Raw genomic sequence first — 14,216 nt, forward strand, 5'->3', positions numbered from 1 at the left:
ATGCCTTAGGCGTTGACGATACTGATGATATCGATGCCTTACTGGCTGATTTTGATAAGCCGACACCCGCTTATGTACCTGAACCTGAAATCACCGAGCCTGATCTTAGCGCTGAAATTGCTGCTGAGTTAGATGCAGAGCTTAATGCCTTTGGCGTTGCCGATACTGATGATATCGATGCCTTGTTGGCAGATTTTGACAAGCCGACACCTATTTCTGTACCAGAATCTGAACCAGAAATCACCGAGCCTGATTTTAGCGCTGAAATTGCTGCTGAGTTAGATGCAGAGCTTGATGCCTTAGGCGTTGACGATACTGATGATATCGATGCCTTACTGGCTGATTTTGATAAGCCGACACCCGCTTATGTACCTGAACCTGAAATTACCGAGCCTGATTTTAGCGCTGAAATTGCCGCTGAGTTAGACGCTGAACTTGATGATTTAGGTGTTGATAATAGCGATGACATTGACTCCTTATTAGCAAGTTTTGAGACCAAACCTGAAATTGATCTTGATACCACTGCTGAGTTTCAAAACAGTGTCCAAGACGGTTCGCAAAACGTTACTCAACACGATGTTACTGATGATGTTAAAGAGAGCATCGACAACGAAATCAACGCAGTCATTGCCGCAGAGCTGCAAGCTTCGTTGCCTGAAGATTTAACCGATGAAGAAGATTTAGATGCGCTTTTAGCTCAGTTTGAATTACCAGAGCAATCAGAGGCCGATGCAGACGAAATTAATTTTGATCTCGAAACTGCAGAAATAACGCCTACTGACACCGATGATACTGATGATTTACTTAAAGGTATTGGTGCTGGGCATGACTTAAATGGTACTGACGATACGTTTGAACTCGATGATGAACCTCAAGTGAGTCTAACGACTACTGGGGTAGCCGCAGCCACGGCCGCTGCATTAATCATTGCTAAAGATAAAGAATCATCATTCTTTAATGATTTAAAAGCCAATAAAAATCCAGATCCTCATGTACTCGATTGGGATTCAGAGCTTGATTTTGCCCCTAAAGTTAACCCTGTAACGCCTCCAACAGATATTGAGGATAATGATGTCGAGCTTAAAATCGATGCCATTACCCAGACGACTGAAGAAAAGCCTATTAAGGCTACACGCAACGATCTTGATTTCAGTGAAGATTTTAAACTCGATACTCAAAAAGAGCCGGACGAGTTAGATTTTGAGCAAGGGTTTGATTTAAGTGACGATAACGTACTCGCCGCCTTTACGGCCAATGTCGATTTTGATGAAGACGAAGATGTACTGACGTCGGAAGACAGCTTTTCCCTTATCGATGACCATAATCTTACGGTCGATGAAGCCTTGGCCGCGCTTGACGCCCAAGAGTCGCGTAAAGCACAGCAGAGGTTTGTGCCAGAACACGATTTAACTCATTTCCAAAATGAAAATGGTTTTATTGATATCGATAAGTTATTAAATGATGCCAATGAAGAAGGCTCTGATACTGATCAGTATTCGGAAATTGACGTTGAAATGAGTGATGTCGATGCGTTAATCGGTGATGCGGCGATGATTGATGTGGATGACGAGGAAAACTCAGTTAGTGCAAAGCTTGATTTAGCCCGTGCTTATATTGAAATTGACGACAGTGATAGCGCTAAAGCCTTGCTTAAAGAAGTCAACATTGATGGCAATGCGCGTCAGCAAGAAGAAGCGCAACGTTTACTGAAGGATATCACCTAAAGCAGTTTCTCTTTCAGTTTCGATTAAACGGCGCTAACAGCGCCGTTTTTTTTAGTTAATGCTGTGATAAAATGCGCCGCTAAATAATAGTCACAAGTGAGGATAAGTGAATGCGGATTGCATTAGGTATTGAATATGACGGTAATGGCTATTTTGGCTGGCAACGCCAAACCGACGTCGATTCAGTACAAACGCAATTAGAACGCGCGTTATCGATAGTGGCCAATGAGCCTATCGGCGTATTCTGTGCAGGCCGAACCGATGCGGGGGTTCATGCTACTGGCCAAGTGGTGCATTTTGAAACAAATGCAATTCGTAACGAAAGCGCATGGACCCTTGGGGTGAATGCTAATCTGCCTGATAATATTGCCGTACGCTGGGTGAAAGAGGTGGATGATAGCTTCCATGCCCGTTTTTCTGCCACGGCTCGTCGCTACCGTTATGTGATTTATAATCATCAATTTCGCCCAGGAATTTTGCGTCAGGGCGTCAGTCATTATCATGGCGATATCGATGCTAACAAAATGCATCAAGCGGCGCAGTTATTACTCGGTGAACATGATTTTACCAGTTTCCGTGCTATGCAGTGTCAATCTAAAACGCCATTTCGTAATGTGCATTGCGTAAATGTGACTCGCCAAGGTATGTACGTGATTGTTGATATTGCTGCTAATGCCTTTTTGCACCACATGGTGCGTAATATTGTGGGTTCGTTATTAGAAATTGGTTTAGGTAATCAGCCTTTAACGTGGATGACAGAGCTATTAGCGCTAAAAGATAGAAAACAAGCGGCAGCAACGGCAAAACCTAATGGGCTTTATTTAGTTGATGTGACGTATCCAGAGCAATACCAATTACCTAAATTGGCTCTAGGGCCACTGTTTATGTTGGATTAAGATTACCGCTCCACACTCAAGCTTTATTGCAATAGATTGTAAGGCATCGAATACGAGGATGTACCGATATGCTAACAGTACCAGCGTCAAATGCAGAACTTAATCAGTGGCTTGATTATTTATTATCCATTCATCCCACTGAAATCGACATGGGCTTAAGCCGTGTTTCGCAAGTGGCGCGCCGCTTAGATCTACTGGCATTGGGTCAGGCTAAAGTGGTTACTGTGGCTGGCACAAATGGTAAAGGCACCACTTGCGCTATGTTAGAACAAATTCTGCGCTTATCGGGTTTAACGGTGGGCGTGTACAGTTCGCCGCACATGCTCAAGTATAATGAGCGAGTGCGTATCAATGGTGAAGATGCGCAAGACCGCGCTTTTGTGGCGGCTTTTGAGCAAATTGAAGCGGCGCGCGCCGAGATTTCTCTGACCTTTTTTGAATACGCTACGCTGGCGGGATTAATCATTTTTAAAGCCGCAAAGCTCGATGTGGTGATCCTCGAAGTTGGATTAGGAGGGCGTTTAGATGCCACCAATATCATTGATGCCGATATCAGCGTGGTCACATCGGTGGATTTAGATCACGAAAGTTATCTTGGTAATACCCGTGAACTCGTGGGCCGTGAAAAGGCGGGGATTTTCCGCGCCGGTAAACCCGCTATCGTGGGGGAGCCTAATTTGCCATGCAGTGTGAATGATGTCGCTAACGAAGTTGGCGCAAGCTTGTACCGTGTTGGTCATGAATTTAGTTATCAGAATAATGGCAACTCATGGGATTTCTTGGGGCAAATAAGGCAGCTTAATCAATTAACGTTACCTACCTTGCCCTTGCCCAATGCGGCATCGGTACTGGCGGTGATTGAACATGGCTGGCCTGATATTTCGGCGGATATTATTGATAAAGGTATTAGTTCGGCTCGTTTAACCGGTCGATTAGAGCGAGTGAGCGAACAGCCTTTGGTGGTGCTTGATGTGGCTCACAATCCCCATGCGGCTCGATTTTTAGTGCAACAGCTACAGCCGATAGTTGCAGGTAAACGTGTATTTGCGCTATGTGGCATGCTTAAAGATAAAGATATTACGGGCGTGCTATCGGTGGTTGAACCCTTAGTTGACACTTGGTATTTAGTGAGTCTGCAAGGTGAACGCGGTGCAAGCGCGGCACAATTACGTCAAACCTTAGCTGCAGATAGCAAAGCGATTGAGTTTGAGGGCATAGATGCCGCCTGGTCGGCACTAAAAGCGCAAATAACCCCAGATGATGTGGTAATTGTGTTTGGCTCCTTTTACACTGTGGCAGGTTTTAAGTCTCAATTTAAGCAGGAAGTGCGTTTTGTCTAGCCAGTTTCATAATCGTTTAGTTGGCACTGTAGTGCTGGTTGCGCTTGGTGTGCTTTTTTTGCCAGATATTTTGGATGGCAAAATAGATCGCCAAGAAGAGCAATTTTCAGAAATCCCTTTACGTCCAACTGTGATTGAACAGCAAAAAACCGACGATATGTTTGAGGTTTTATCGGTTGATGATGTGCCTAGCTCAAAGGAACCTGAGTTAGCGGCTGATGACCAAACTCATGCGGATAATCAGCTGGCGACAGCCGTCAAAGAGACCGCTAAGCAAGACGTTAAGGCTGAAGTCCAGCCTGAGGTAAAAAAGTCTGAGGTTAAAAAAGAACCACCTAAGGCAACCGCTAAAGCTGAACCGGCCAAAAAGCCTGAGAGAAAACCGGTTACAGTAGCAAAGGTTGAAAAACCTAAAGTTGAAACGCCTAAAGCGAATACGGCAAAAGAGGCCACGGTTAAAACGGTCAATCCTGACAAAATAAAAAGCGGTTTTACCTTGCAGTTAGGTGGGTTTAATAATGCCGCTAATGTTAAAACCTTAGTTGCGCAGCTGCGTAAAAGTGGTTTTAAAGCTTACACTATCCCAGCAACACCTAAGGATGGCGTATTGACTAAAGTTTTTGTTGGGCCAGATGTGTCCGAAGCCAAACTGAAAAAAATACAAGCTGAGGTTGAAACCCTCACACGGCTTAAGGGCTGGATAGTACCTTTTAACCCCTTAGAGTCTTAATGGCGATACTACACCTGAGACTGTAAATGATTTATTTACCTCGCTAGGGGTGAGAATCGTTTCAGTCTCTGGTAGAATCGCGCCGTCTTAAAGCCCATGTCGGAAAGCCATCTCAATGGTTTGGATTGATTACGCTATCATATTCGTCATCGGATTATCGACTCTCATCAGTCTGATCCGAGGATTTGCCAAAGAAGCCATGTCGTTAGTGGTATGGTTTGCAGCATTCTTTATTGCCAGCCAATTTTACCTCGATCTTGCCGTTCATTTAACGCAAATGAGCGATGAGATGCTGCGCAATGGCGTTTCCATTGCCATTCTGTTTATTACTACCTTAGTGCTCGGCGCTCTAGTTAACTACATTCTTGGACAACTGGTTGTTAAAACCGGATTATCTGGCACTGACAGGCTTTTAGGCCTTTGTTTCGGTGCCATTCGCGGCGCCTTGATTGTGAGTGCTTTACTGTTTTTTATGGATGCTTTTACAGGCTCACCCAACACCCAATGGTGGAAGGACTCTGTGCTAGTGCCCGAATTTGGCGTGGTTATTCAATGGTTTTTTAACTATTTGGAAAACACCTCCAGCTTTGTACCCAAACTATAAGAAATAAAATTAATTAATCCTAAATGCTGAAAAACGCTGTCGCTTGGGAATTTATGTTACGCATGTTTAAGGGCTGATGCCTATTACATACACGCGCCATTTAGATAATGACCTCGATGTTGTTATTTGAATAAGCAGAAACGTGACCGAATACCTGAGTGATAAATAACGTCGTATTTAAACCGAAAGGTAAAAGTATGACCTTATAACCTGCTTATATTTCAGCATAAAAGGCATAGAACATCTTACAATGAGGAAGCTTATCCATGTGTGGTATCGTCGGAATAGTTGGCCAATCATCGGTTAATCAAACCATTTATGATGCACTGACAGTGCTGCAGCACAGAGGTCAGGATGCGGCAGGTATTGTGACCATTGATCGTGGTGCTTTCAGGCTGCGTAAAGCCAATGGTTTAGTCAAAGACGTTTTTGAAGTCAAACACATGCAACGCCTACAAGGTAATGCTGGTATTGGCCATGTGCGCTATCCAACGGCGGGTAGTTCAAGCGCATCAGAGGCGCAACCTTTCTATGTTAACTCGCCATTTGGGATCTCTTTAGCCCACAACGGCAACTTAACCAACACAGTTGAATTAGCCGAAGGGCTGATCAAAAAACGTCGCCATGTTAATACTACTTCAGACTCTGAAGTGTTATTAAACCTATTGGCTGATGAATTACAAAAAACCACTAGCTTAACCCTGACTTCAGAAGAAGTATTTGATGCGGTTGCTAACGTGCACCAGCAAGCTCGCGGCGCTTATGCGGTAGTGGCGATGATCATTGGTCAAGGCCTTGTCGCGTTTCGCGATCCCTTTGGTATTCGTCCTTTGGTGTTAGGTAAGCACGAAACGCCAACAGGTACCGAATACATGGTCGCCTCTGAAAGTGTTGCCCTTGATGCCGTCGGCTTTGAAGTGATGCGTGATGTAGCGCCGGGTGAAGCGATTTATGTGTCTATTGATGGTAAGCTCTATACTCGTCAATGTGCGGCCGATCCTAGCTATGCACCTTGTATTTTCGAGTTTGTCTATTTTGCCCGTCCAGATTCGACCATCGACAAAGTGTCTGTGTATGCAAGTCGCGTCAATATGGGCGCTAAGCTTGGCGAGAAAATTAAGAAGGAATGGTGCGATCACGATATCGATGTGGTTATTCCTATTCCTGAAACCTCTTGCGATATCGCGCTTGAAATTGCCCGTTGCATGGATTTACCTTATCGACAAGGGTTTGTTAAAAATCGTTATATTGGCCGTACTTTCATTATGCCGGGTCAACAGGAACGTAAAAAGTCTGTACGCCGAAAACTCAATGCTATTAATACCGAATTTTACGGTAAAAATGTATTGTTGGTGGATGACTCGATTGTTCGCGGTACGACCTCTGAGCAAATCATTGAAATGGCACGTGAAGCGGGTGCTAAGAAAGTGTATTTTGCCTCAGCAGCTCCAGAAATTCGTTTCCCTAACGTGTACGGCATCGACATGCCAACATCAAACGAGTTAATCGCTTATGGGCGTGATGCTGATGAAATCGCTAAATTAATCGGTGCCGATGGCATTATCTTCCAAGATTTACCCGACTTAATTGAAGCGGTAAGAATGGAGAATCCAGCGATTAAACGTTTCGAAACCTCAGTATTTGATGGACATTATATTACTAACGATGTCGATCAAGCGTATTTAGATCACTTAACGCAGCTGCGTAATGATGATGCTAAAGTGGATCGTAATAAAGATATCGGCACTAACCTAGAGCTGCATAACGTCTGTCATCCATAATAAAGACAAGCGTTTGAGCAGGAGTCGTTAGCGTATCGATACCATAAGCCAGTGATTTTTTCACTGGCTTTTTTTATTGACTCTGATTACCCCAAAAACCATAACAGCATCCACACACCAAATAAGTAGCTCAAGCTATAACGCGTCACCTGATGCCTTAGCAGTAGCGATAAACTCACCGCAATCGGTAGCAATAACATCAATCCCCATGCTAGTGGTAAATCGATAATGTTAACCTGTCCAAACCATCGGTTAGCAAGCAGGCTAATCGCGAGTAACATTAAACTGTAAAATAGCAGTAGTTGGTTGAATCTTAACGTTAATGCAGGGCTGAATGTCATCTTTTCTCGTGCGTGTATCGTAAACTGTCTCATAATCACTCCCGTTGAATTCATTGTACTTTAGTCGTTGTTGAGAACTATTATCAATTGAATTTACAGTTGAGGCGGTTTTTAAATGAACGAGTTTGATAGAAATTTGCACTCAGCTCATGTTTGGGCTAAATTGTACTGTAATTATATCCAGTGCTTGGTGTTTGTATGATCCTCTATATCGCAGAAAAACCTAGCCTAGGGCGGGCCATCGCCGATGTATTGCCTAAACCTCATAAAAAAGGCGATGGATTTATTGAAGCCGCCAATGGTGATTGTGTGTCTTGGTGTGTGGGGCATTTGCTAGAACAAGCCGAACCAGATGCCTACAATCCTGAATTTAAGTCTTGGAAGTTCGAGCATTTACCGATTGTGCCAGACAAGTGGCAATTGAAACCCAAAGCTGCAACTCGTAGCCAGCTCACAGTGCTTAAACGATTAGTTAAACAAGCCAACACGCTGGTCAATGCGGGCGATCCTGATAGGGAAGGGCAGTTGTTAGTGGATGAAGTGATTGCCTATCTTGGGGTGACGGGCGATAAATTGCATCAAACCCAGCGCTTACTTATCAGTGATTTAAACCCCCAAGCAGTAAAACGTGCGCTGACACAATTACGCAGTAACCGTGAATTTATTCCATTATCAACCTCAGCTCTTGCCCGTAGCCGCGCCGATTGGCTCTATGGAATGAACATGACGCGTGCCTACACTATCCAAGGTAAAAAGGTCGGTTATCAAGGCGTGTTATCCGTTGGTCGAGTGCAAACCCCCTTACTTGGGCTGGTGGTGCGCCGAGATGAAGAGATAGCCAATTTTCAATCTAAACCTTTCTATGAAGTGTTGGCCCATTTGGCGACACAAAAGCAAGAAACCTTCAGCGCAAAATGGCAACCCAGTGAGGCCTGTTTACCTTATATGGATGAAGAACGGCGAGTGTTAGTCAGAGGTTTAGCACAAAATGTGGTGAGTCGGATTAGTGATAAATCTGCTGTCATTACACAATTAGTCTCTAAGGATAAAAAACAGCATCCACCGTTACCTTATAGTTTGTCTGCGTTGCAAATTGATGCGGCAAAACGCTTTGGTATGAGTGCTAAGGATGTACTTGATACCTGCCAGAGTCTGTATGAACGGCATAAACTGATCACTTATCCACGATCCGACAGCCGTTATTTGCCCGTTGAGCAACATGGTCTCGCACCTTTAGTATTAAAAGCGATTAGTGGTGGAGCCGCTGAACTATTACAACAGGTTGACGCGCCCGATCATCGCCTTAAATCCAAAGCATGGGATGATAAAAAAGTTGATGCTCACCATGCGATAGTGCCTACAGAGAAAACAGCTAATTTATCGAGTTTGAGTCTACGGGAAAAACAGCTATATCTGCATATTGCTCGTCAGTACTTAGCACAGTTTTATCCCGCTTATTGTTATGGCGAAACCACAGTGCAAGTGACTATCGAGGGTGGATTATTTAATACCAAAGCGCGTCAGGACAAATCTTTAGGCTGGAAGCAACTCTTCGCCCGCCAAGAATCTCATGGCAATAAACCTATAGAAAAAAAGCCAGCGGAGGAAAGCACCAGCAAAGACGATGATGACAATGACGAGTTTATCGGCCAACTGCCGCCCTTAACATTAGGGCAATTGTTGCATTGCACTCGGGGTGAACTGCTTGAAAAAAATACGCAGCCGCCTAAAGCCTTTACCGATGCAACTTTACTTGGCGCTATGACTGGGATTAATCGTTATGTGACCGATGCTAATATTCGTAAAATTCTCAAAGAAACCGATGGCTTAGGCACTGAGGCCACCCGTGCGGGTATTATTGAATTACTATTTAAACGCAGCTTTTTACAGCGTTTGGGTAAATCTATCGTATCAACTGAAGTGGGTAAAGGGTTGATAAACAGTTTGCCCGTCAGCGCAACGTCACCTGATATGACAGCACTATGGGAGGCGAGTTTGAACAGTATTTGCCGTAAAGAAACATCCTATCAAGCCTTTATGCAGCCACTACTGGACACACTATTTACCCTTATCCAAAATGCAGGGGCGCAGCTGCCTACCGCGCTTAATGGCTTAAAGGGCCAAGGCTATGGTAAATCTACGAGTGGTAAATCGGGTTATCGCAAGTCGACTTATCGTAAAGCGTCAAATGGGTCAAAAATAATTGCCACTAAAGCCAGTGGTGCTAAAGGCTCTGGCATTAAAAGCCGCACCGGCAAGCCGCTTGCTGTATAGGCTTGATTATTTTAACTCGTTAAAATGTAAGGGATTGATGACTAGCTGATACAGGTATATTGGCTGGTTAAGTTTTTCTGGTGCACGACATAGATATTAATAAATATTCAATTAGCTTATTCAGTGAACCATTTTAAAACCGTTATTAAAGATAAAAAAAGAGTAAACCAATACGGTCTACTCTTACGGAAATAAGTCGTTGTAAATTGGCAAAATCACTCAATTGATGTAGAGCCAGAGCATCATGCCAGCGCTATCTTAATTAACGCTTAAAAACGAACATTGAGTTTTACCTTAAGCTTTGGCCTCGATTTAAACTAATCAGTTTATCGAGTATTCGTTCGCCATCCATGCGAATGCCATTGTGTTCATATTCAGATGTTAACCAATATTTGAGCCTACCGACTTGCTGGGCCGTTTCTAGACTGTATTGCATCTCTACGAACATATCTTCGCTGTATATCGCCGCCGCGACTGGCACACGATTTTTTGCTAGCTGCTCAAGATTATAAAGTGCTGGCCAATCTGCTTTATGGGCCAAGATTTCTGCCGCTGCCTTTAAAGGCATTAAGTGGCTAAATTGGTCAAACATCCATGGGTAAATCATCTCACCGGTAAATAACAACGCTTTGCCAACTTGATAGTTAAAGGCTGGGAAGTTTTTTCTAACCCTGTGCGCCGCCCATTGTGAGGCGGAGTGTTGGCAATAGATGGCTTCGTGCAGCATAGCAAAAATAGGGTTAGTGTTGTAATCGAGCAGCTGGCCGAAGTGATTTAAAAACAAGGGATTGACCTCAACCCCAGATGCAGTGTCAATCAATGCTTGTTCAAGTAGGTAATAAACCGATTCTGGTCCTTGCTCCATACCAATATTGATACCAAGTAGCTGCAACATTTCAACCGTAAGCTGTTCTCCGGTGGCTAAATACACTTCATGTTCACATAAATGCTTTGCTAAGCGTGTGGCCAAGTGTTGCGCATCGTGGAAACGCTGAAAAAACTGCTTGTTTTTGGCCAGTACTCGTTGATAGGTCGCGAGATAAACGTCATCGGCGCTGCGGGTAAGCGACGGTATGCCGCCGGTAATATAGGCTTCACTAATGCCTTGAGGCGCCGCGCTTAAATAATGTAAAACGCAAAATCCTCCAAAACTTTGGCCTAGAATTGCCCATTTATCGGCGGGACAGAGTTGTGCTCGAATGGCTTCAGCATCGCGTACTATATTATCTGCACGAAAATGGCTAAGGTAATCTGCCTGCGCGACCGGATCTAAATGCTTTAAACTGAGGTGGTTGATGGGCGTTGATAAGCCAGTGCCCCGTTGGTCGAGTAATAAAACCCGATACTCTTTTAAGGCGCGGCGGATCCAGCCGCTGTTACTGGCAGGACGCATGGCAGCAAACCCCGGACCACCTTGAAAAAACACCAGATAAGGTAACTTTTTGTCTTTATTTTCTAGGCTACAGAGTTCTCTGGCAAATATTTGGATTTGTTCTGCGATAGGATGTTGATAGTTTAGTGGCAAGGTAAAAGTGTGCTTTTTAGCCAAAACATCAGCAAGAATAATATCGGGTTTCATCAGGTCACCTTAATGGCTGAGGATGCTGTATTGTATTTAGCAGATTGTATACAAAACAGTTTATGCTGCAAGCTAGGATTATTTGCTTGGCTTCGGGTTAAGATCAACTTTTTCAATCCTAATTTGAGCCATGATGAGTGGCTTAGCGTAATCTATCGCTTATGGATAACACGAGATTGAAGCTATGAAATATCAGATTATTCCAGTGACACCTTTTCAGCAAAATTGCAGCCTTATCTGGTGTGAGAAAACCAAGCGTGCAGCGGTTGTTGATCCTGGGGGGAACATAGATAGGATCCAAAACGAAGTCGTCAAGCTCGGCTTAGTTCTCGAAAAAATTCTGCTTACTCATGGCCATATCGATCACGTCGGCGGCGCTAAAGCGTTAGCTAAAGCTGCAAATATTCCAATTATCGGCCCGCATATTGCCGATAAATTTTGGATTGAAAACTTACCTAAGCAAAGCCAAAATTTCGGTTTTCCCCATTGCGATGCCTTCGAGCCCGAGCAATATCTACAGGACGGCGACATCGTTAATCTGGGCGAACAACGTTTGTCTGTACTGCATTGCCCTGGGCATACGCCGGGACATATCGCTTTTTTCTCTGCTCAATCTCAGTTAGCTTGGGTCGGCGATGTTTTGTTTAGAAGCTCGATTGGTCGCACTGATTTCCCCCAATCGAACCATCAGGATTTAATTCACTCAATCACCGAGAAGCTTTGGCCTTTGGGCGCAGAGGTAGCATTTATTCCAGGCCACGGTCCTATGTCCACTTTTGGTGAAGAACGCGAGCATAACCCCTTTGTAGCAGACCAACTTTTGCGTTAATACAGCACAGTGTATTGAAAATAAATATCACAATTTAGAATGTGCTCTCAAACATACTTTTTTTTGCAACAATAAACACACATTTCGTTCCTCTATATTGTATTTTACCTCTAGACTCACATGAGTGATTGCGTGTGTCTACTGAGGTGTTTATGAAAACAAAAACAATGATGAGTGTGGTATTTTCGACGATAGTCGCCAGTGCCGTGATTACTGCGGTGCTGAGTTTTAATCTTAAATCAAAAGTTGACTTATTTAATGACGCGGCAAGTATTCGATATCAGTCCTATCAGGTCGCTGATGAGCTAAGACAAAGTTCAGATGACTTAACTCGCTTTGCTCGTACTTATGCCGTTACGGGTGATGAAAAGTACGAAAAAATGTATATGGATATTTTAGCTATCCGTAATGGTGAAAAACCAAGGCCAGAAAAATATCACCAAATTTATTGGGATCTGGTGCTTAATTATGGTGATAAACCCAAACCAGATGGCGCCAAAGTTGTATTGAAAACCAAAATGCAAGCTCTTGGTTTTTCAGATGAAGAGTTTCGTTACCTTGAAGAGGCTCAACAAAATTCAAATGCTTTAGTGGCTATCGAGCTGAAAGCGATGAATGCAGTTAAAGGCATTTTTCTCGACCCTAATACTCAAGCGTATACTGTAAAAGGCGATCCTAATATCGTGATGGCGAGGGAGTTATTGCATAGTGAGCAATACCATAAAGAAAAAGCCAAGATTATGACTCCAATCGATAGCTTTTTTAGTGCCTTAGATAAGCGTACCGAAGGAGAGGTCGTCCATCGGCTGGATAATCTTCATGCTGCGTTGAATTGGGTCCAATTAGTGTTGTTACTTGTTATTTTAGCGGCAGTTAGCGGTTTTGTGATAGTGAAGAGTCGCATCGTTACTCCCTTAGTACAAATGTGTCGTGAGTTACTGGATATCCAGCAATCTAAAAATCTTGCACGGAGAATTACTGTGACGACTCAAGGTGAAATCGGTGAAATTGTAAATCAAATCAATTTGTTTATAGCTTCACTTGCGAATTCATTATCGACGACTGACAGTATTGCAAAAGAGGTTGCTGACTTAGCTAAACAGACTAAAGCATCGATTCAAATTTCCCGTGAAAGTTCAAATCGCGTGGCAAGAGAGCTGGACGCTAGCGCGAGTGCCATGGAAGAAATGACCACAACACTGGTTCATGTGAGCGAAAGCACTTCCAATGCTGAAAGCCGAGCGGCTGAAAACGAAACTCATGTCACTGTGGGTCAGCAGACAGTATCGGAAGCACTCAAAGCGATGTCAGTATTAGAAGGTGCATTCACCAACACCCAAGACTCTATGTTGCATTTGGTCAATGAAAGTACCCAAGTTAGTAATGTGTTGAGTGTGATTAAGGCTATTGCCGAACAAACTAATTTGCTGGCACTGAATGCGGCGATTGAAGCGGCACGTGCTGGTGAGCAGGGACGAGGCTTTGCGGTGGTGGCTGATGAGGTGCGATCATTAGCCCAGCGCACTCAAGATTCAACCAAGGAAATCGATGACATAGTTGCAAGTCTTCAAAATCGGACTCATCAAGTGGGCACATCAGTTACTCAAGCCGCGACATTAATGCAAAAGGCTGGGGGTGAACTACAACGTATCGTCATCGTTTTTGAGGATATTCGTTCTAGCACTGAAGCCATCCATGGGCTCAATACTCAAGTGGCCGCCTCGACCGAGGAGCAGTCATTGGTGTCTAAAGAAATAGCCACGAGTATGATAGTGATCCGTGATAATTCCCGCGAGGTATCACAGATTATTGAACAAATTGAGTCAACCTCTATTTGCCTCGATAATCAATCACAAATGTTGCGTACTAAAGCGGGAGAATATCAGTTTTAGTTTAGCTGCGGCTCAGTTGCGATAAACAAGAATTATAGTTCCCCCCTTAAGACATGGATGTCTACCCCCTTCACTTGATGCACTTTCACACTGATTTTTGACATCAATACTTTTGTGCTCTATTACTCCTTTCAATACGTACACGCCTTTGCTAACTTGGTTATTCAGCGGCTTAATGTAGGGACACGGCAATTTCTCACAATGGCTTAATTTTGTGAAAATACTG

11 protein-coding genes are annotated in these 14,216 nt (G+C 43.8%); 9 read left to right on the forward strand and 2 right to left on the reverse strand.

All coding sequences use genetic code 11. The features are described 5' to 3' along the window. The 6 genes from L2717_RS12105 to purF form a co-directional block, all read left to right on the forward strand. Positions 1-1,724 (forward strand): FimV C-terminal domain-containing protein (locus L2717_RS12105; RefSeq protein ID WP_283106089.1); only part of this gene is annotated, 1,724 nt, incomplete at its 5' end. Between the two features lie 110 nt (positions 1,725-1,834). Beyond that, entirely contained in the window at positions 1,835-2,620 is a 786-nt protein-coding gene (gene truA, locus L2717_RS12110) for a tRNA pseudouridine(38-40) synthase TruA (RefSeq protein ID WP_220772970.1), read from the forward strand. 68 nt (positions 2,621-2,688) lie between these two features. Further along, entirely contained in the window at positions 2,689-3,960 is a 1,272-nt protein-coding gene (gene folC, locus L2717_RS12115; RefSeq protein ID WP_220772971.1) for a bifunctional tetrahydrofolate synthase/dihydrofolate synthase, read from the forward strand. After that, positions 3,953-4,690 (forward strand): cell division protein DedD, encoded by a 738-nt coding sequence (dedD, locus tag L2717_RS12120; RefSeq protein WP_220772972.1) that lies wholly within the window; start codon positions 3,953-3,955, stop codon positions 4,688-4,690. The genes folC and dedD overlap by 8 nt, the downstream gene beginning before the upstream one ends. Before the next feature lie 115 nt (positions 4,691-4,805). After that, a complete protein-coding gene (locus L2717_RS12125) occupies positions 4,806-5,294 on the forward strand; it encodes a CvpA family protein (RefSeq protein ID WP_076498148.1) in 489 nt (162 codons plus the stop codon). A gap of 266 nt (positions 5,295-5,560) precedes the next feature. Further along, positions 5,561-7,075: an amidophosphoribosyltransferase gene (gene purF, locus L2717_RS12130; protein ID WP_220772973.1), complete on the forward strand. Its 1,515-nt coding sequence runs from the start codon at positions 5,561-5,563 to the stop codon at positions 7,073-7,075. An 86-nt stretch (positions 7,076-7,161) separates the two neighbouring features. Here the strand turns inward: purF and L2717_RS12135 are convergent, their stop codons facing one another. Then, complete coding sequence (locus tag L2717_RS12135) at positions 7,162-7,449, reverse strand: hypothetical protein (protein WP_220772974.1); 288 nt, start codon at positions 7,447-7,449, stop codon at positions 7,162-7,164. A gap of 165 nt (positions 7,450-7,614) precedes the next feature. Between L2717_RS12135 and L2717_RS12140 the strand changes: the two genes are divergently transcribed. Beyond that, on the forward strand, positions 7,615-9,690 hold the full coding sequence (locus L2717_RS12140; RefSeq protein ID WP_220772975.1) for a DNA topoisomerase III: 2,076 nt from the start codon (positions 7,615-7,617) through the stop codon (positions 9,688-9,690). Positions 9,691-9,979: 289 nt separating this feature from the next. Here L2717_RS12140 and L2717_RS12145 read toward each other — a convergent pair whose 3' ends face one another. Beyond that, positions 9,980-11,269 (reverse strand): alpha/beta fold hydrolase, encoded by a 1,290-nt coding sequence (locus L2717_RS12145; protein WP_220772976.1) that lies wholly within the window; start codon positions 11,267-11,269, stop codon positions 9,980-9,982. A 184-nt stretch (positions 11,270-11,453) separates the two neighbouring features. On the opposite strand from L2717_RS12145, the gene L2717_RS12150 reads away from it, so the two are divergent. Next, positions 11,454-12,098 (forward strand): MBL fold metallo-hydrolase, encoded by a 645-nt coding sequence (locus tag L2717_RS12150; protein ID WP_220772977.1) that lies wholly within the window; start codon positions 11,454-11,456, stop codon positions 12,096-12,098. A 152-nt stretch (positions 12,099-12,250) separates the two neighbouring features. After that, entirely contained in the window at positions 12,251-13,990 is a 1,740-nt protein-coding gene (locus tag L2717_RS12155; RefSeq protein WP_220772978.1) for a methyl-accepting chemotaxis protein, read from the forward strand. The last annotated feature ends 226 nt before the right edge of the window (positions 13,991-14,216 follow it).

The organism is Shewanella glacialipiscicola, from assembly GCF_023283485.1.
Taxonomy (GTDB): Bacteria; Pseudomonadota; Gammaproteobacteria; order Enterobacterales; family Shewanellaceae; genus Shewanella; species Shewanella glacialipiscicola.

Coding starts and splice junctions, on each gene's coding strand:
- truA (WP_220772970.1), top strand. CDS start 1,835: ATGCGGATTGCATTAGGTATTGAATATGACGGTAATGGCTATTTTGGC.
- folC (WP_220772971.1), top strand. CDS start 2,689: ATGCTAACAGTACCAGCGTCAAATGCAGAACTTAATCAGTGGCTTGAT.
- L2717_RS12125 (WP_076498148.1), top strand. CDS start 4,806: ATGGTTTGGATTGATTACGCTATCATATTCGTCATCGGATTATCGACT.
- purF (WP_220772973.1), top strand. CDS start 5,561: ATGTGTGGTATCGTCGGAATAGTTGGCCAATCATCGGTTAATCAAACC.
- L2717_RS12135 (WP_220772974.1), bottom strand. CDS start 7,449: ATGAGACAGTTTACGATACACGCACGAGAAAAGATGACATTCAGCCCT.
- L2717_RS12140 (WP_220772975.1), top strand. CDS start 7,615: ATGATCCTCTATATCGCAGAAAAACCTAGCCTAGGGCGGGCCATCGCC.
- L2717_RS12145 (WP_220772976.1), bottom strand. CDS start 11,269: ATGAAACCCGATATTATTCTTGCTGATGTTTTGGCTAAAAAGCACACT.
- L2717_RS12150 (WP_220772977.1), top strand. CDS start 11,454: ATGAAATATCAGATTATTCCAGTGACACCTTTTCAGCAAAATTGCAGC.
- L2717_RS12155 (WP_220772978.1), top strand. CDS start 12,251: ATGAAAACAAAAACAATGATGAGTGTGGTATTTTCGACGATAGTCGCC.